15 protein-coding genes and 1 pseudogene are annotated in these 17,943 nt (G+C 68.5%); 7 read left to right on the top strand and 9 right to left on the bottom strand.

Features of this window, described 5'->3' with window-relative positions:
* Positions 1-10 precede the first annotated feature (10 nt).
* Positions 11-1,135, top strand: coding sequence for a dipeptide ABC transporter ATP-binding protein (locus tag ABZ910_RS11370; protein WP_361362010.1), 1,125 nt, complete (start codon positions 11-13; stop codon positions 1,133-1,135).
* On the opposite strand, the gene ABZ910_RS11365 is transcribed toward ABZ910_RS11370, so the two are convergent.
* The 6 genes from ABZ910_RS11365 to ABZ910_RS11340 all read right to left on the bottom strand — a co-directional run bounded on the left by ABZ910_RS11365 (position 1,132) and on the right by ABZ910_RS11340 (position 8,238).
* On the bottom strand, positions 1,132-1,887 hold the full coding sequence (locus tag ABZ910_RS11365) for a class I SAM-dependent methyltransferase (protein WP_361362008.1): 756 nt from the start codon (positions 1,885-1,887) through the stop codon (positions 1,132-1,134). The two genes, ABZ910_RS11370 and ABZ910_RS11365, sit on opposite strands and share 4 nt — an antisense overlap.
* A gap of 223 nt (positions 1,888-2,110) precedes the next feature.
* Entirely contained in the window at positions 2,111-3,154 is a 1,044-nt protein-coding gene (locus tag ABZ910_RS11360; RefSeq protein ID WP_361362006.1) for a dipeptide ABC transporter ATP-binding protein, read from the bottom strand.
* A gap of 26 nt (positions 3,155-3,180) precedes the next feature.
* Positions 3,181-4,218 (bottom strand): ABC transporter ATP-binding protein, encoded by a 1,038-nt coding sequence (locus ABZ910_RS11355; RefSeq protein WP_361362004.1) that lies wholly within the window; start codon positions 4,216-4,218, stop codon positions 3,181-3,183.
* A gap of 52 nt (positions 4,219-4,270) precedes the next feature.
* Positions 4,271-5,251 carry an ABC transporter permease gene (locus ABZ910_RS11350; protein ID WP_361362002.1) on the bottom strand — a complete coding sequence of 327 codons (981 nt, stop codon included), beginning with the start codon at positions 5,249-5,251 and terminating at the stop codon, positions 4,271-4,273.
* A 120-nt stretch (positions 5,252-5,371) separates the two neighbouring features.
* Positions 5,372-7,132 (bottom strand): ABC transporter substrate-binding protein, encoded by a 1,761-nt coding sequence (locus tag ABZ910_RS11345; RefSeq protein WP_361362000.1) that lies wholly within the window; start codon positions 7,130-7,132, stop codon positions 5,372-5,374.
* 77 nt (positions 7,133-7,209) lie between these two features.
* Complete coding sequence (locus ABZ910_RS11340; protein WP_361361998.1) at positions 7,210-8,238, bottom strand: ABC transporter permease; 1,029 nt, start codon at positions 8,236-8,238, stop codon at positions 7,210-7,212.
* A gap of 492 nt (positions 8,239-8,730) precedes the next feature.
* Here ABZ910_RS11340 and ABZ910_RS11335 point away from each other — a divergent pair, with 492 nt between their 5' ends.
* From ABZ910_RS11335 to ABZ910_RS11315, 5 genes are read left to right on the top strand one after another with little or no spacing between them, the layout of a single operon-like run.
* Complete coding sequence (locus tag ABZ910_RS11335; RefSeq protein ID WP_361361996.1) at positions 8,731-10,353, top strand: ABC transporter substrate-binding protein; 1,623 nt, start codon at positions 8,731-8,733, stop codon at positions 10,351-10,353.
* A 6-nt stretch (positions 10,354-10,359) separates the two neighbouring features.
* Entirely contained in the window at positions 10,360-11,283 is a 924-nt protein-coding gene (locus ABZ910_RS11330; protein WP_361361994.1) for an ABC transporter permease, read from the top strand.
* A complete protein-coding gene (locus ABZ910_RS11325; protein ID WP_361361992.1) occupies positions 11,276-12,295 on the top strand; it encodes an ABC transporter permease in 1,020 nt (339 codons plus the stop codon). Before ABZ910_RS11330 ends, ABZ910_RS11325 begins: the two co-directional genes overlap by 8 nt.
* Positions 12,296-12,305: 10 nt before the next feature.
* Positions 12,306-13,280, top strand: a complete 975-nt coding sequence (locus tag ABZ910_RS11320; RefSeq protein ID WP_361361990.1) for an ABC transporter ATP-binding protein — start codon at positions 12,306-12,308, stop codon at positions 13,278-13,280.
* On the top strand, positions 13,273-14,322 hold the full coding sequence (locus ABZ910_RS11315) for a dipeptide ABC transporter ATP-binding protein (RefSeq protein ID WP_361361988.1): 1,050 nt from the start codon (positions 13,273-13,275) through the stop codon (positions 14,320-14,322). The genes ABZ910_RS11320 and ABZ910_RS11315 overlap by 8 nt, the downstream gene beginning before the upstream one ends.
* 39 nt (positions 14,323-14,361) lie before the next feature.
* On the opposite strand, the gene ABZ910_RS11310 is transcribed toward ABZ910_RS11315, so the two are convergent.
* Entirely contained in the window at positions 14,362-16,473 is a 2,112-nt protein-coding gene (locus ABZ910_RS11310) for a prolyl oligopeptidase family serine peptidase (protein ID WP_361361986.1), read from the bottom strand.
* Between the two features lie 198 nt (positions 16,474-16,671).
* On the opposite strand from ABZ910_RS11310, the gene ABZ910_RS11305 reads away from it, so the two are divergent.
* A complete protein-coding gene (locus ABZ910_RS11305) occupies positions 16,672-16,866 on the top strand; it encodes a hypothetical protein (RefSeq protein ID WP_361361984.1) in 195 nt (64 codons plus the stop codon).
* Here ABZ910_RS11305 and ABZ910_RS11300 read toward each other — a convergent pair.
* Positions 16,856-17,047 carry a DUF397 domain-containing protein gene (locus ABZ910_RS11300; protein WP_361361982.1) on the bottom strand — a complete coding sequence of 64 codons (192 nt, stop codon included), beginning with the start codon at positions 17,045-17,047 and terminating at the stop codon, positions 16,856-16,858. The two genes, ABZ910_RS11305 and ABZ910_RS11300, sit on opposite strands and share 11 nt — an antisense overlap.
* A pseudogene (locus ABZ910_RS11295) lies at positions 17,044-17,909 on the bottom strand (helix-turn-helix transcriptional regulator). The gene ABZ910_RS11300 and the pseudogene ABZ910_RS11295 overlap by 4 nt, the downstream one beginning before the upstream one ends.
* Between the last annotated feature and the right edge of the window lie 34 nt (positions 17,910-17,943).

Below are 17,943 nucleotides of genomic sequence, written 5' to 3'. Positions count from 1 at the left end.
AGGAGATCTGATGACAGAGGACCTGGTCCTCCCCGCTCCGCGTGACAAGACCCCCGCCGCGGAAGGCGAAGCGCTGCTGGAGGTCTCCGGCCTGACCAAGCACTTCCCGGTCAAGGGCGGCTTCCCGATCCGCCGTACGGTCGGTCAGGTCCAGGCCGTGGACGGCATCGACCTGACCGTGCGCGTCGGGGAGAGCTTCGGCCTGGTGGGCGAGTCGGGCTGCGGCAAGTCGACGACGGGCCGGCTGATCACCCGGCTGCTGGAGCCGACGAGCGGCACCATCTCGTACCGCGGACGCGACATCAGCCGCGCGAGCCGGGCGCAGTTGGCGCCGATCCGCTCCGAGATCCAGATGATCTTCCAGGACCCGTACTCGTCCCTGAACCCCCGCCAGACGGTCGGCAAGATCATCGCCAACCCGATGGAGATCAACGGCATCGACCCCGAGGGCGGACGCGAGAAGCGTGTCCGTGAGCTGCTGGAGATCGTCGGCCTCAACCCCGAGCACTACAACCGCTTCCCGCACGAGTTCAGCGGCGGTCAGCGTCAACGCATCGGCGTGGCACGGGCGTTGGCGCTGGAGCCGAAGTTGATCGTGGCGGACGAGCCGGTCTCGGCGCTGGACGTCTCGATCCAGGCGCAGGTCGTCAACCTGCTGCAGGAGGTCCAGAAGGAACTCGGCATCGCGTTCCTCTTCATCGCCCACGACCTGGCGGTGGTACGGCACTTCTCGCATCGGGTCGCGGTCATGTACCTCGGCAAGATCATCGAGGTGGGCGACCGCGACTCCATCTACAACAGGCCCCGCCATCCCTACACCCACGCACTGCTGTCCGCGGTGCCCGAGGTCAACCTGGCGGAGGACGACGCGGCCCCGCGCGAGCGGATCAGGCTGGCCGGTGACGTGCCGTCCCCGATCTCGCCGCCCTCCGGCTGCCGCTTCCGCACCCGCTGCTGGAAGGCCCAGGACAAGTGCGCGGCCGAGGAGCCCCCGCTGGTCCGGATCTCCGGCAACCGCGCCGGCCACCTGACGGCCTGCCACTTCCCGGAGGAGCCGACGACCGAGCGGGACGAGGACATCGTGCTGGACCCGGCGCTCGCGGCGCTGGAGGAGGAGCTGGGGGAGAACAATTAGGTCGCCTCGGCGACGGTGATGATCTCCGGACTGGCGGGGGCGACCGGCCCCCGCCCCCAGTCGCCGTACTGCTCGACGACCGCGAACCCGGCCTCGCCGAGGAACCGGGAGAGCCGCTCCGCGCCGAGGAACCGCAAGGTGGTGCGGCTGACACGAGGCCGGTCCCAGGCGGGGTGGTCGAACGTCTCGGTGAACGTGACCCGCTCCGAGGCGGGCACGCCGTCGACCGAGTGGACGTCGTGGACCTCGTGCCAGACGCGTACGGCCCTGCCGGCGCCGTCCGTCACCTCGCGCACGCGGTCCGGCGTCCATGTCTCCCAGGCGCGGGCGGCCGGATTGCGGGTCTCGAAGACGAACTGCCCACCCGGGCCGAGAGCCGCCCGCACGGCACGCAGACAGATCCACAACTCCTCGTCACCGACGAGCACTTGGAAGGCGTGCCCGGTCATCACGACCAGCTCGAACTCGCCGCCCCACAGCCGCGTCCGCAGATCCCCGAGCAGCCACTCGACACCGGGCGCGGCCCGCCGTGCCCGGACGAGCATCGCGGCGGCCGGGTCCAGGCCCGTGAGCCGGCCGCGGTGACCGCTCTCGTACGCCCGCCGCAGCAGCCGGCCCGTGCCGCAGCCCACGTCGAGCACCGAGCCCGCGCCCGTCACCAGGTCCAGGTAGAAGTCGTCTTCCGGTCCCCACGGGTTCAGCCGCTCGTAGAGCGCGGCCAGCGAGGGATCGGCGAAGGAGCGATCGACCACCGCGGCAGTGTGCCACACGAGGGTGAACGGTCGGGGACGATCGGCTGTCTTCTCACCGTCCTCCGAACTCGCCGTGAAAAAAGCCGACTTGGGCGTACGACGAGGGCCCGCACCTGGACAGGCGCGGGCCCTCGGTCCCTGGAAGCGGACGTTCGTGGGCTCGGGTCAATGGGCCGGCGAAGGTCCGTTCCGCCGGAAGCGGCTGACGGAAAAGGGGTGTTTGTCAGGCCACTTCCTCGGGCTCCTTGGAGAGGGCGGAGACAGCAAGGGTGTCCCCGGTCTCCGGGTAGTGGCAGGCCGTCAGGTGGCCCGGCTTGTTGCCGTCGGCCTGCACCAGCGGCGGCGCCTCGGTCGCGCACTTCTCCGTGGCCTTCCAGCAGCGGGTGCGGAAGCGACAGCCGGAGGGCGGGTTGATCGGGGACGGGACGTCGCCGGTGAGCCGGATGCGCTCGCGGGGCGTCTCGTCCACCGTGGCCTCGGGCACGGCGGACAGCAGGGCCCTGGTGTAGGGGTGGCGCGGGTTGCCGTACAGGTCGTCGCGGTCGGCGATCTCGACGATCTTGCCGAGGTACATGACCGCCACGCGGTGCGAGAAGTGCCGCACGATCGCCAGGTCGTGGGCGATGAACACGAAGGAGATGCCGAGTTCCCGCTGGACCTTCTGGAGCAGGTTGACGACCTGCGCCTGGATCGAGACGTCCAGCGCGGAGACCGGCTCGTCCGCCACGATCAGCTTCGGCTCCAGCGCCAACGCCCGTGCCACGCCGATGCGTTGACGCTGACCTCCGCTGAACTCGTGCGGGAAGCGGTTGTAGTGCTCGGGGTTGAGGCCGACGATCTCCAGCAGCTCACGGACGCGCTTCTCGTGGCCGCCGGGCGGGTTGATCCCGTTGATCTCCATCGGACCGGAGATGATCTTGCCGACCGTGTGCCGCGGGTTCAGGGACGAGTACGGGTCCTGGAAGATCATCTGGATCTCGGACCGGATGGGCGCCAGTTCCTTGCGGCCCGCGTGCGTGATGTCCTGACCGCGGTAGGAGACCGTGCCGCCGGTCGGCTCCAGCAGCCGGGTGATCAGCCGGCCCGTCGTCGACTTACCGCAGCCGGACTCGCCGACCAGGCCCAGGCTCTCGCCTTCCCCGACCGTGAAGTCGAGGCCGTCGACGGCCTGGACGTGACCGACCGTGCGCCGGATCGGGAAGCCGCCCTTGATCGGGAAGTGCTTGGTCAGCCCGGAGACGTCCAGGAGGGGAGTGGTGCTGCTCATGGTGGTGAAATCCCGTCTCTTGTACGTCAGATGGCCTTGCTGGCGGCAAGGTCGGCGAGGAACTCGCGGCGCTGGTCGTCGGTCAGGTGGCAGGCGCTGCCGCGGCCGTCCGTGATCTCCAGCGGCGGCCGCTCGGTCGCGCAGCGGTTGCCCTCGACCTTCTCGGCGAAGGCGCAGCGCGGGTGGAAGCGGCAGCCGGACGGCGGGTTCAGCAGCGAGGGCGGCGAGCCGGGGATCGGGTTCAGCGGCACGTCGACCGGGCCGTCCAGGCTCGGCATGGAGCCGAGCAGACCCCAGGTGTAGGGGTGCTGCGGGGTGCGCAGCACCTCCTCCTTCGGGCCGCGCTCCACGCACCGGCCGCCGTACATCACGAGCACGTCGTCCGCGATGTCGGCGATCACGCCCAGGTCGTGGGTGATGAAGATGATCGCGGTGCCGAACTCCCGCTGGAGGTCCTTGAGCAGGTCCATGATCTGTGCCTGCACGGTGACGTCGAGGGCGGTGGTCGGCTCGTCGGCGATGAGCAGCTCGGGGTCGCAGACCAGCGCCATGGCGATCATCGCGCGCTGGCGCATACCGCCGGAGAACTGGTGCGGGTAGTCGTCCACCCGGACGTCAGGCTGCGGGATGCCGACGCGCCGGAGCATCTCGACCGCCCGCTCCCGGGCCTTCTGCTTGGAGGCGCCGGTGTGCTTGCGGTACACCTCGCCGATCTGCATGCCGATGGTGTGGTACGGCGACAGCGAGGCCAGGGCGTCCTGGAAGATCATCGCCATCTTGTTGCCGCGGAGCTTCTCCAGCGTCCTCTGGGAGGCGCCGTTCAGCTCCTCGCCGTCGAGCTCGATGGAGCCCTCGACGGTGGTGCTGTCCGGGTTGTGCAGGCCCAGGATGGTCAGGTTGGTGACCGACTTGCCGGACCCCGACTCACCCACGATGCCGAGCGTCTTGCCGCGTACGAGGTCGAAGGAGAGGCCGTCGACGGCCTTGACGGTGCCGTCCTCGGTCGAGAAGTGCACCTTCAGGTCCTTGACGGACAGGAAGGGCTGCTGGTCGGTGCTCGTCACGGGGACGCTCCAGAGGGGGGTGATGCGGGGTAGCTGATGGGGGCGGGCGGGGTCAGGCGAGCCGGATCCGCGGGTCGATCAGCGCGTACAGCGCGTCGACGACGATGTTGGCGATCACCACGAAGGACGCGGTGAGGACCATGACGCCGAGGAGCATCGGGAGGTCGTTCGTGAAGACGGACTTCACCGCGAGCATGCCCAGGCCCTGGAGGCTGAAGGTCTTCTCGGTGATCATCGCGCCGCCGAGCAGGACGCCCATGTCGATGCCGAAGATGGTGACGATCGGACCCATCGCACCGCGCCAGGCGAACCGGAAGAAGACGTTGCGGCTGGACATGCCCTTGGCCCGGGCCGTGCGGACGTAGTCCTCGCTCAGCGTCTCGACGAGCTGGGAGCGGGTCATACGGGTGTAGTTGGCGGTCCAGATCAGCGCGAGGACCAGCCAGGGCAGCAGCAGGCCGCTGAACCAGGCGGCGGGGTTGTCCAGGAAGTTCGTGTACGACGGCTGGTCCAGGAGGTGCCACTGGTACACGAAGAAGTACAGGCCCAGCGTGCCCACGAAGTAGATCTGCATCGACGAGGCGATCAGTGACGCGGAGCTGGCGATCTTGTCGGTGGCCTTGCCCTGCTTCACCGCGGCGATCATGCCGGCGCCGACACCGAAGACGAGGAACACCACCGCAGAGCCGATGGCGAGGGAGAACGTCGTCGGGAAGCGGTCCATGACGGTCGAGAGGACCGGCTCGCGGTTGACGAACGAGTAGCCGAGGCACGGGGCGTCGCAGTGCCCGAAGCCGGTGAAGTCACGGCCCACGAAGATCGCCGACAGCCAGTGCCAGTACTGGACCGGCAGCGGGTCCGAGATCCCCATGTTGTGCCGGATCAGGGCGAGCGTCTCCGGCGTGCAGAGCTTGCCGCAAGCCATCCGAGCCGGGTCGCGCGGCACCGCGTAGAAGAGCATGAAGGTGATCGCGCTGATGATGAACAGCGTGATCACGGCGCCGAGGACTCGGCGGGCTAGGAAGCGAAGCATGGGGGTTGGCTTTCCTGGGAGGGCCGTCGTACGGATCGGGCCGGGCCGGGGTGACCGGAGGCCCGGTGGACGAGCCGAGGGTGGGGCGGTGTGGTGACCGCCCCACCTCTCAGGTGTGGATCAGGCCTTGACGTACATCTTGTAGAGCATGCAGCCGTCGAAGTTCGGGTCCATCTTCACGTTGCCGAGCTTCGAGCCGTGGAGGTACAGGCGCTTCATGTAGACGTCGGGGATGAAGGCGGCGGTCTCCGTGACCTGCTTGTCCAGGGCGGCCCACATGGCGTTGGCCTTGGTCTGGTCGGTCTCGAGGGTGGCCGCCTTGATCGCCGCGTCCACGGCCGGGTCCTTCAGGTGCGAGTAGTTCTGCGCACCGTCGGCGATGACCTTGCTGTCGAACTGCGGCTGGAAGACCGAGTAACCGGTCGGCCAGTCGGCGGACCAGCCGCCCCAGTAGACGTCGTACGGGTTGTCGATCTTGCCGGTCTGGTCGTACCAGGTGGTGGAGTCGATGCCCTTGGTGACGACGTCGAAGCCGGCGGCCTTCAGGGCGTTCTCGACGACGACCTTGACCTTGGCGTTGGTGTCGTCCTGCTGGTAGGCGTAGACGACCTTGGTGCCGAGCTTGCCGGCCTTCTTCAGGATCGCCTTCGCGGCGGCCGGGTCGCCCGCCGGGTTCTTCAGCTTGCCCCAGACGTCCTGGGACTTGTAGCCGGCGACGAGCGGGCTCATGATGCCGGTCGCGTAGTCACCGCGGTGGGTGCCGCCCTGCACCTGGCGGATGCCGGCCGTCGGCCACGCCTTGATGATGGCCTCACGGACGGTCTTGTCCGTGATCCGCGTGGTGTTGATCCAGTAGACGCTGACGCCGGTGCTCAGGTCCTCGAAGATGCGGTCCTTGGCCTCGGTGACGGCCTTCTGGACACGCTCCTGCGGAACCGTGCGCCAGGAGACGGCGTACTGGTCGTTGCCGGAGTCGGCGAGCAGGCGGTCGACGGCCGTCAGCTGCTCGATGCCGAAGCTGAAGTCGAACTCGTCCGGGTAGGCGTTGCGGATCGGGTCCGTGCTCGGGTCCCAGTGCTCGTTGCGGACCAGCACCATCGACTTGTCGGTGGTGTGCGACTTGATCTTGTACGGACCGCTGGAGAACGGCTTCTTGTCGTAGTCCTGCTTGGTGTCGTGCTTCACCGGGGTCGGCGCGTACGAGTGCATCGCGACCACGTAGTTGAAGTCCGGGCGCGCCTCGGAGAGGTGGAAGGTGATGGTCTTCCCGCTCGTCTCGATCGACTTCAGGTGCTTGCCCTTGAAGGGACCGGGGTAGGACTTGCGGTACTCCTGGCTGCCCGTCAGCCACGTCTGGACGTACATGGCGCCCTCGGTGATGAAGGGGGCGAAGGCGCGCTCGATGCCGTGGCGGACGTCGTCGACGGTGAGGTCGGAGCCGTCCTGCCACTTGACGCCGTCCTTCAGGGTGAAGGACCAGGTCTTGCCGCCGTCCTTCATGGTGCCCGTGTCGGTGGCGAGGTCGCCGACCAGCGTCAGGGAGCCGTCGTCCGCGACCTTGTAGCCGGTCAGGGTGCGGGAGATGACGATCGCGGCGAGCGAGTTCCAGGCGTAGTAGACGCGCTGCGGGTCGAGGTGCGAGAAGTCGTCGTCGTTCAGCAGGTAGACCTTGCCGCCCTTCTTCGCCCCGGAGACCTCCGGAGCGGGGCCCTTGGAGTCCTCCGCGGTACCGATCTTGACGACGGTCGCGTCGGCCTTGGCCGCCTCCTGCTTGCCGCCGCCGCTGCTGCTGGAGTCACCGCTGCTGCACGCGGACAGCACCGAGGTCGAAGCGGCCGCGACACCGGTGGCTATCAGGAAGTTTCTGCGCGAGAAGGACATCGCATCCTGCCTTGAGTGAGTTGATGAGAGGAGACCGGCACCCCGGCGTACTTGCCGTGGTCCTGAACTGGCCGGATTCAGCGCTTGGTCTTCGGGTCGAGCGCGTCCCGCACCGAGTCGCCGAGGAGGTTGAACGCCAGGACGAAGATCACCATCGTGAGGCCCGGGAAGAGCAGGAAGGTGATGTCGTCCTGGTAGTACTTGGCGGCGTTCCCGATCATCACGCCCCAGTCGGGGGTCGGGTCCTGAAGGCCGACACCGAGGAAGGCCAGACCCGCCTCAGTGGTGACCATGAGGGGGAGCGTGAGGCTCGCCTGGATGAGGATCGGGGTCCACAGGTTGGGCAGCAGTTCCTTGAAGATGATGCGCGCCGGAGAGGCGCCCGTGACCTTCGCGGCCTCGACGAACTCACGCTCGCGCAGGGCCAGTACCTGGCCGCGCAGCAACCGGGCGATGGACGCCCAGCCGAATGCGGTGAGCAGCAGGACCATGGAGACCACCACGAGCCAGGTGGGCGTGTTCTCGTTGTCCCCCACGAACATGGCGACGACCACGGGCGTGAACGCCACGAAGAACAGCTGCTGCGGGAAGGCGAGCAGGATGTCGATGACCCGGCCGAGGAACCAGTCCGTCTTGCCGCCGATGTAACCCGCCGTCACGCCGATGACCACGCCGAGGATGACGACGAAGACCGTGATGGCGGTGGCGATCAGGAGCGAGTTGCGGATCGCGTAGAGCAGGAAGGTGAAGACGTCACGGCCGAGCTGCGGGTCGATGCCGAACCAGTACTCGCCGTCGATACCGCCGTTGGGCTTGACCGGGAAGCCGTTGTCGCCGAGCAGCCCGGGGGTGTTGAGCCCGTACGTCGTGTACGGGTCCTTGCCGTACAGCTGGGATATCAGCGGGGCGGCCAGCGCGACCACGAAGAAGAAGATCACGATGAACGCCGAGATGACGCCCGTCCGGTCCCGCTTGAAGCGGCGCCAAGCGAGCTGTCCCGGGGACCTGCTCTGGCCGGCCTTCGAATCGGGAGAAGCGATCGGCTTCTCGGCGACGTCGTCGGTCACCTCAAGTGGTGCAGCCGCAGATGGAGTTGGGGGGGTCATGGTGCTCCTGGCCCAGGGAGGGTCTGATGACTCCGCAGGGCGCTCCCCTACGGGCTACGCCGGACTTTTTCAACGCAATTCATTCAAGGTCAATAAATTCTCGGCTGGCTTGGTCTTCTATTTACCTTCTTTGCCTCGCCATGACCGTTCTGTAGCTACGCGGGTAGCACGCCGTAATCAATCCGTGCTTCACATCGGACCAAAAGGGCGAAACGGTCAACCGGTTCGATAACCGGACTCCTGTGTATCGAAATGCGTACGGCGGCGCGGGTGATCCAACGTTTCAGCAACATTGCGCGGAGATTCCTTGCGCTGTCATTCCAAGATCACCTCTGCCCGTTCCGGACTGCCTGCAATCGGATGACCTGTCCCCCTGAAGGTCACCCTCGCGGGTGGGGCGTGTGCGCGATATGGGCAGATTAGATCAGTATTGACCGGTAATGGCCGAGAGGCGGACGATTCGGAGATCGGCATGCACGGAGGAGGCGCGCCATGCGTGGAGCCACGTATGCCAGACGGGCCGCCGGCGCGCTGGCGCTGGCGCTCGCCGCGACGGCCTGCGGGGGCGGAGGCGGCGGTGGCGGCGAGCGCGCGGTGCTGACCTCCTCCTGGGGCGACCCGCAGAACCCGCTGGAGCCCGCGAACACCAACGAGGTGCAGGGCGGCAAGGTCCTCGACATGATCTTCCGCGGTCTGAAGAAGTACGACCCGAGGTCCGGCGAGGCCGTGAACATGCTGGCCGCGTCCATCGACACCAAGGACTCGCAGAACTTCACCGTCAGGATCAATCCTGGCTGGACCTTCTCCAACGGCGAGAAGGTGACCGCCCGGTCCTTCGTCGACGCCTGGAACTACGGCGCGAGCCTGCGGAACAACCAGAAGAACGCCTACTTCTTCGGCTACATCGACGGCTACGACAAGGTCCACCCCGGCAGCGGCGCGCAGACGGCCGACACGCTCTCCGGCCTGAAGGTGGTCGACGACCACACGTTCACCGTCAGGCTCAGCCAGAAGTTCTCCGGCTTTCCCGACACCCTCGGCTACGCGGCCTTCGCCCCGCTGCCCCGGGCCTTCTTCACCGACCATGCCGCCTGGGTGAAGAGGCCGGTCGGCAACGGGCCTTACGCGATCGAGTCGTACATCAAGGGTGCGCAGATGAGCCTGAAGACATGGGACCGCTACCCCGGCCCGGACAAGGCGCAGAACGGCGGCGTGACCCTCCAGGTCTACACCGACAACAACACCGCCTACACCGACCTGATGGCCGGCAACCTCGACCTGGTCGACGACATCCCCGCCGCTCAGCTCAAGAACGTCAGGACCGACCTCGGCGACCGCTATCTCAACACCCCGGCCGGCATCATCCAGACGCTGGAGTTCCCGTACTACGACCCGGCCTGGAAGAAGAAGGGCTCGGAGAAGGTCCGCAAGGGCCTGTCCATGGCGATCAACCGCAAGCAGATCACCGACATGATCTTCCGGGGGACCCGCACCCCGGCCACCGACTGGACCTCACCGGTCCTCGGCGTGGACGGCGGCTACAAGAAGGGCCTGTGCGGGGCCGGTTGCGACTACGACCCCGCCGAGGCCAGGAAGCTCGTCAAGGAAGGCGGCGGCATCCCCGGCGGCCAGGTCAAGCTCACCTACAACGCGGACATGGGCTCGCACAAGGAGTGGATCGACGCCGTGTGCAACTCCATCAACAACGCGCTCGGCAACGACAAGGCCTGCGTCGGCAACCCGGTCGGCACCTTCGCCGACTTCCGCAACCAGATCTCGCAGCACAAGATGGCGGGACCGTTCCGGGCCGGCTGGCAGATGGACTACCCGCTCATCCAGAACTTCCTGCAGCCGATGTACTTCACCAACGCCTCCTCCAACGACGGCAAGTGGTCCGACAGGGACTTCGACAAGCTCGTCGACCAGGCCAACGCCGAGACGGACCAGGCCCAGTCGGTGCGCACCTTCCAGAAGGCGGAGGAGGTCGTCCGGGACGACATGGCCGCCATCCCGCTCTGGTACCAGAACGGCAGCGCGGGCTACTCGCAGCGGCTGTCCCACGTGACGCTGAACCCGTTCAGCGTGCCGGTCTACAACGAGATCAAGGTGAGCTGAGCCGCCATGGGCCGCTACGTCGTCCGGCGGCTGCTCCAGATGATCCCCGTGTTCGTCGGAGCCACGCTGCTGATCTTCCTGATGGTGAACGTGATGGGCGACCCCATCGCGGGCCTGTGCGGAGAGCGGGCCTGCGATCCGGCCACGGCCGCCCAGCTGCGCAAGGAGTTCGGTCTCGACCAGCCGGTGTGGCAGCAGTACCTCACCTACATGGGGAACGTCTTCACCGGTGACTTCGGTACGGCGTTCAACGGCCAGCCGGTCACCGAGCTGATGGCCACGGCGTTCCCGGTGACCGTCCGGCTGACCGTCGTGGCGATCCTCTTCGAGGTCGTCGTCGGCATCACCCTCGGCGTTGTCACCGGCCTGCGGCGCGGGCGGCCCGTCGACACAGGGGTCCTGCTGCTCACCCTCGTCGTCATCTCCGTGCCCGTGTTCGTCACCGGCCTGGTGCTCCAACTCCTGCTCGGCGTCCAGTGGCACTGGATCCAGCCCTCGGTGTCCCCGGAGGCCCCCTTCGACGAGCTGATCGTGCCGGGCCTGGTCCTCGCGTCCGTCTCCCTCGCCTACGTCACCCGCCTGACCCGCACCTCCATCGCGGAGAACAAGCGCTCCGACTACGTCCGTACGGCCATCGCCAAGGGCCTGCCCCGGCGCCGGGTCGTCACGCGGCATCTGCTGCGCAACTCCATGATCCCCGTGGTCACCTTCATCGGCACCGACATCGGCGCGCTGATGGGCGGCGCGATCGTCACCGAGCGGATCTTCAACATCCACGGCGTCGGCTACCAGCTCTACCAGGGGATCCTCCGGCAGAACACCCAGACTGTGGTCGGCTTCGTGACCGTGCTCGTCCTCGTCTTCCTGGTCGCCAACCTGCTCGTCGACCTGCTGTACGCCGTACTCGACCCGAGGATCCGCTATGCGTGAGCAGCCGTACGACACCGAGGGCGCCATCGCCGGCACCGGCATGGGCGGCGGGATGGACCTGGCGGCGAGCGAGGCCGAGGCGCTGGAGCGGGCGCCGCGCGCACCGGAGGTGCCCGGGCCGCCGGCCGGTCCGCAGGCGCCGTCCCCGCCGGGCGCCCCGGGCGGGCGGGCGCGCAGCCTGTGGTCCGACGCCTGGCGGGACCTGCGCCGCAATCCCGTCTTCGTCGTGTGCGCGCTGATCATCGTCTTCCTCGTCGTCATCTCCCTGTGGCCCTCGCTGATCACCTCCGGCAACCCCCTCAGCTGCGACCTCGCCAAGGCCCAGGAGGGCTCCCAGACCGGCCATCCCTTCGGCTTCGACGGCCAGGGCTGCGACGTCTACACCCGGACCGTGTACGGCGCCCGTGCGTCCGTCACGGTCGGTGTCTGCGCCACGCTGGGGGTGTCCCTCCTCGGCTCGGTCCTCGGCGGGCTCGCCGGGTACTTCGGCGGTCTGTGGGACTCGTTCCTGTCCCGGATCACCGACGTCTTCTTCGCCATCCCGGTCGTCCTCGGCGGCCTGGTCCTGCTCTCCGTGGTGACCAGCAACACCGTCTGGCCGGTCGTCGGCTTCATGGTGCTGCTGGGCTGGCCGCAGATCTGCCGCATCGCCCGCGGCTCGGTCATCACCGCCAAGCAGAACGACTACGTCCAGGCCGCCCGCGCCCTCGGCGCCTCCCACTCCCGCATCCTGCTGCGGCACATCGCGCCCAACGCCGTCGCCCCGGTGATCGTCGTGGCGACCATCGCGCTCGGCACCTACATCTCGCTGGAGGCGACCCTGTCGTACCTCGGCGTGGGCCTGAAGCCGCCCAGCGTCTCCTGGGGCATCGACATCTCCGCCGCCTCCCCCTACATCCGCAACGCCCCGCACGCCCTGCTGTGGCCCTCCGGGGCCCTCGCGATCACGGTCCTGGCGTTCATCATGCTCGGCGACGCGGTGCGCGACGCCCTCGACCCGAAGCTGAGGTGACGACGGCGCCATGCTGCTCGAAGTGCGCGATCTGCACGTGGAGTTCGGGACTCGGGACGGGATCGCCAAGGCCGTCAACGGCGTCACGTTCGGCGTGGACGCGGGCGAGACGCTCGCGGTGCTCGGCGAGTCCGGCTCGGGCAAGTCCGTGACCGCCCAGGCCGTGATGGGCATCCTCGACACCCCGCCCGCGAGGATCACCGGGGGCGAGATCCTCTTCCAGGGCCGGGACCTGCTGAAGCTGAAGGAGGAGGAGCGCAGGAGGATCCGGGGCGCGCAGATGGCCATGATCTTCCAGGACGCGCTGTCCGCCCTCAACCCCGTGCTCACCGTGGGCGACCAGCTCGGAGAGATGTTCGTCGTCCACCGGGGCATGTCCAGGAAGGACGCGCTGGCCAGGGCCGTCGAGCTGATGGACCGGGTGCGCATCCCGGGCGCGGCCGAGCGCGTGCGCGACTACCCCCACCAGTTCTCCGGCGGCATGCGCCAGCGCATCATGATCGCCATGGCGCTGGCACTGGAACCGGCGCTCATCATCGCCGACGAGCCGACGACCGCGCTCGACGTCACGGTCCAGGCCCAGGTCATGGAGCTGCTCGCGGAGTTGCGGCGCGAGTACGGGATGGGGCTCATCCTGATCACCCACGACCTGGGCGTCGTCGCGGACGTCGCCGACCGCATCGCCGTCATGTACGCGGGCCGGATCGTGGAGTCGGCCCCCGTCCACGACATCTACAAGGCGCCCGCCCACCCCTACACGCGCGGCCTCCTGGAATCCATCCCGCGCCTGGACCACAAGGGCCGGGAGCTCTACGCCATCAAGGGCCTGCCGCCCAGCCTCACGCACATCCCGCCCGGCTGTGCCTTCCACCCTCGCTGCCCGCTGGCGCGCGACGTGTGCCGGACCGACGTACCGCCCCTGTACGAGGTGGACGAACGCCGGGCGAGCGCCTGCCACTTCTGGAGGGAGTGCCTCGATGGCTGAGCCGATCCTGGAGGTCAGCGGACTCGTCAAGCACTACCCCCTCACGCGCGGGATCCTGTTCAAGAAGCAGATCGGCGCGGTGAAGGCGGTCGACGGCGTCGACTTCACGCTCGGAAAGGGCGAGACCCTCGGCCTCGTGGGCGAGTCCGGCTGCGGCAAGTCCACGGTCGCCCGGCTGCTGTGCAACCTGGAGCACCCGACGGCCGGTTCGATCAGGTTCAAGGGCGAGGACATCACCCATCTGTCCGGCAAGGCGCTGAAGGCCGTACGCCGCAGCATCCAGATGGTCTTCCAGGACCCGTACACCTCCCTCAACCCCCGGATGACGGTGGGCGACATCGTCGGGGAGCCGTACGAGATCCATCCCGAGGCGGCCCCGAAGGGCGACCGGCGGCACCGGGTGCAGGACCTGCTGGACGTGGTCGGGCTCAACCCGGAGCACATCAACCGCTATCCGCACCAGTTCTCCGGCGGGCAGCGCCAACGCATCGGTATCGCACGGGGGTTGGCGCTGCGCCCCGAGGTGATCGTCGCCGACGAGCCGGTCTCGGCGCTGGACGTGTCCGTGCAGGCCCAGGTCATCAACCTGCTGGACCGGCTGCAGAGCGAGTTCGACCTGTCGTACGTCTTCATCGCGCACGACCTGTCCATCGTGCGGCACATCTCGGACCGGGTCGGGGTGATGTACCTCGGGCGGATCGTGGAGATCGGCACGGACGCGGAGATCTACGAGCATCCGACCCACCCCTACACCCAGGCGCTGCTCTCCGCCGTGCCCGTGCCCGACCCGGAGGCCCGGGAGCACCGCGAGCGGATCATCCTGAGCGGCGACGTCCCGTCCCCGACGGACATCCCGTCCGGCTGCCGCTTCCGCACCCGCTGCTGGAAGGCCCGGGAGCGCTGCGCGCTGGAGGTGCCGGCGTTGGCCGTTCCGAGCGGCTTCCGGTCCGCGGCCGGTCCGGCTGTGCACGACTCGGCGTGCCTGTTCGCGGAGGAGAAGCGGGTGGTGCCCGCGGAGGGGTACGGCGACCGGCCGGGGTGACGCGCGGCCACCCCGGCCCGCCGGCGCGGCGTAGCGCCCCTACGCCAACGACCGCTTGAGGAAGTCCACCTGGAGCAGCAGGAGGTTCTCCGCCACCTGCTCCTGCGGGGTCATGTGGGTGACGCCGGACAGCGGGAGCACCTCGTGCGGGCGGCCCGCGGCCAGCAAAGCGGAGGACAGGCGCAGCGAGTGGGCGACCACCACGTTGTCGTCGGCCAGGCCGTGCACGATCATCAGCGGGCGGTGCGGCTCGGCGGGGTCGGACAGGCCGTCGTCGGTGACGAGGGAACTCTTCGCGTACGCCGCCGGGTTGGTGGCCGGGTCGCCCAGGTACCGCTCCGTGTACTGGGTGTCGTAGAGGCTCCAGTCGGTGACCGGGGCGCCGGCGATGCCGGCGTGGAAGACGTCGGGGCGGCGCAGCACGGCCAGCGCCGCGAGCCAACCGCCGTACGACCAGCCGCGGATGGCCACTCGGGACAGGTCGAGGGGGAAGCGCCCGGCGAGGTCCTGGAGCGCCTCGATCTGGTCGTCGAGGGAGACGGTGAGGTCGTCGCGGACCGCCTTCTCCCAGGCCGGGGAGCGGCCGGGGGTGCCGCGGCCGTCGGCGACGATCACCGCGAAGCCCTGGTCGGCGAACCACTGCGAGGTCAGGTACGCGTTGTGCGAGGCGGCCACACGCTGGCCGTGCGGACCCCCGTACGGGTCCAGCAAAACCGGAAGGGGAGTGTCAGAGTCGTAGTCCCGAGGCATAAGCACGGCGCACGGAATTCGGCGTGCGCCCCCCTCGGTGAGGGTCACGCGCGGGGACAGACCGGGGTCTTCGGCGTGCGACCGGACAGTGGCCGCCGGTTTTCCGTCACGCAGCACCTGCACCTGGGCGCCGGGACGGTCGAGCGTGGCGGAGACCAGCACGGTCACGCCCCCCGCACGCACCGCCGTGTGCACGCCGGGCTCCTGCGACACGCGCTCCACGCCGAGCTCGTTGACCCGGTACACGTGCACCTCGCCGGTCTCCGGCGACTCGGCCTCCTCGCCCGCCGACGCCGAGACCAGCACGTCATCGGCGGCGACGTCGAGCACCGAGCGGACCTGCAACTGGGCTCCCGTCAGCGGGCGTTCACCCACCGCGAGCACGCGTGCACCGCCCTCGTCGGCGATCCGGACCAGCTGTCCCGAGGGGGTCCAGGCGGGCACTCCACCGAAAAGTTCAAGCCATGTTGGATCTTCGTCGGCGTGCACCATCCGGGTCGCCCCCGTGTCCGGGTCCACGGCCAGGAACAGCTGGCTGCGCTGGTCTCGCGCCTGCACCAGGAGGAGCGGCGCCCCCGCCTCCGACCAGTGCACATGGGCCAGATACGGATAGCGCTCACGGTCCCAGACGACCTCCGTGCGCGCCCCGTCGAGGCCGATCACGAACAGCCGTACATCCGCGTTGGGGGTGCCCGCCGCCGGGTACGCGACGTGTTCCGGCTCACGCTCCGGACGGGCCGGGTCGGCGATCCACCACCGCTGCACCGGCGTGTCGTCCACCCGCGCCACCAGCAGCCGGTCCGATTCCGGCGCCCACCAATATCCGCGCGAACGCCCCATTTCCTCGGCCGCGATGAACTCGGCCAGTCCGTACGACACGCCGTCCGAATCCGGTTCGGCCAGGGCCCGGTCACCGTCGCCCTCGGCGCCCACCACCCGCAGGGAACCGTTGTTCACGTACGCAACGTGACGCCCGTCGGGGGAGGGGCGCGGATCGATCACCGGTCCGGGCACGGGGAGTTCGCGCGCCGTACCGGCCCGCAGCTCCGCGGCGAAGAGCCGCCCCGACAAGGCGAAGGCCGCCAGCTCCAGGGCGCTGTCGGTGGCGTAGCCGACGATGCCGGCGCCGCCCTCCCGGCTGCGCTCACGGCGCGCCCGCTCCTCGGGCGACAGGTCCTCCCCGGCACCGCCCAGCAGGGCGTCCGGATCGGCCGCGACGTGCTCCGTGCCGTCCGACACATCAAGAATCCAGAGGGAGTTGCTCCGGTCGGTGCCGGAACGGGACCGCAGGAACGCGACACGCGACCCGTCGGGGGCCACGGTGAACGAACGCGGCGCGCCGAGGGTGAAACGCTGGGTGCGCGCGTGCCGGCGGGGGAAAGAGTCAGGCTCGGTCGTCATGCCCTGACCATATTGGCCATGCGCCCCCTTGTGCGGCTGTGCGCCGAGCGATGCGCGAGACCGGATAGTTATGATCACTACCGCTTCGTGGGTATGAGCTTGCTGGCTCGCGCATGGATGTGCTTGACCGATCTACCGACCGACGACCCCCATAGTCCGAACCCCCCGTGTCCCCGGGATCTTTGGAGGTGAACCGCCGTGGCACTCTCGATTTCGGCGGTGGTGCTGCTGGCGATCATCGTCTTCCTGATGATCAAGAAGTCAGGGCTGAAGGGCGGCCACGCGGCCGTCTGCGTCCTACTCGGCTTCTATCTCGCGTCTTCGACGGTCGCTCCCACGATCCACGAACTCACGACGAACGTCGCCAGCATGATCGGAAGCATCAAGTTCTGACGTACGCGACGAAGTTGGCCCAGGCCTTCGGATTCAGCGTGAGCCGGGGGCCGTCGGACTGCTTCGAGTCGCGGATGAGGACGGAACGGGGGCCTTCGGCGACCTCGACGCAGGAGTCGCCCTCGCTGCCGCTGCTGTAGCTGCTCTTGAACCACGCCAGCTCGAATGCGTTGCGCGTCATGTTTCCCCCAGCAGTTGTTCGATGAAGGTCATCGACTCAGGCGTGTGAGGGCCTGGGCTCGGATGATGCCATACCGCAGTTCAAGGATACGGAGCTGCCTGGGCTCCGACAGTGGTCGGCCGCATGCCACGGCTGGGGAGCGTCCCACCGCGGAGCCGTCGGCGAACTTCAGGACTTCGATCCCTCCGTCCACGCCGGCGTGCTCCTCGCGATCCATGGGCATGACCTGAAGCTCGACGTTACGCAACTTCCCTGCATCCAGCAGGTGTTCGAGCTGGCGGCGCAAGGCCGGTTTGCCGCCAAGCGGACGTCGCAGTGTCCACTCCTCCAGGACGAAGCTCACTTCGGGCGCAGGGTCTCGCTCGAAGACGGACTTGCGGGCCACCCGGGCCGCGATGAATCGCTCCACCTCGTCCTCGGTGTAGGCAGGGCGCCGCATCATGAGCAGGCCGCCTGCGTACTCCGCTGTCTGTAGCAGCCCATGAACGTGCAGGGGGTCGTACAGCTGTAGTTCGACCGCCCGCGCCTCCAGCTGAGCCAAGTCCCGCACCTTCTTCGGGCACCGAACCTTCCGTACGTCCTCCTTCATCGCCGAGAGCAAGCCCCCGGCCCCTAACACCTCGTCCGCCCTGTCCAGATACTCGGGTCGGGGAATCCGCTTGCCGCCCTCGATCTTGTAGACCATGTCCTCGCCGTACCCGACCGCCTCGCCGAAGTCGGGGGCCCGCATTCCCACCGCCTCGCGGCGCAGCCTGAGTTGGCGGCCCACCGTGGCGATGACGGCGATGCCCCAGTCGTCGTCCGGGTCGACCTCCCAACCCGGATCGTCCGCCTCGCTCCCGAGCTGCTGCGCCACCGTCATCCCGCACCCCTTCCGACAGTCCGGACACGGCTGG

The organism is Streptomyces sp. NPDC046805 (assembly GCF_040645355.1).
GTDB lineage: Bacteria > Actinomycetota > Actinomycetes > Streptomycetales > Streptomycetaceae > Streptomyces.
The sequence above is the reverse complement of the archived record's forward strand: the minus strand, read 5'-3'. Positions and strand labels throughout refer to the sequence as shown.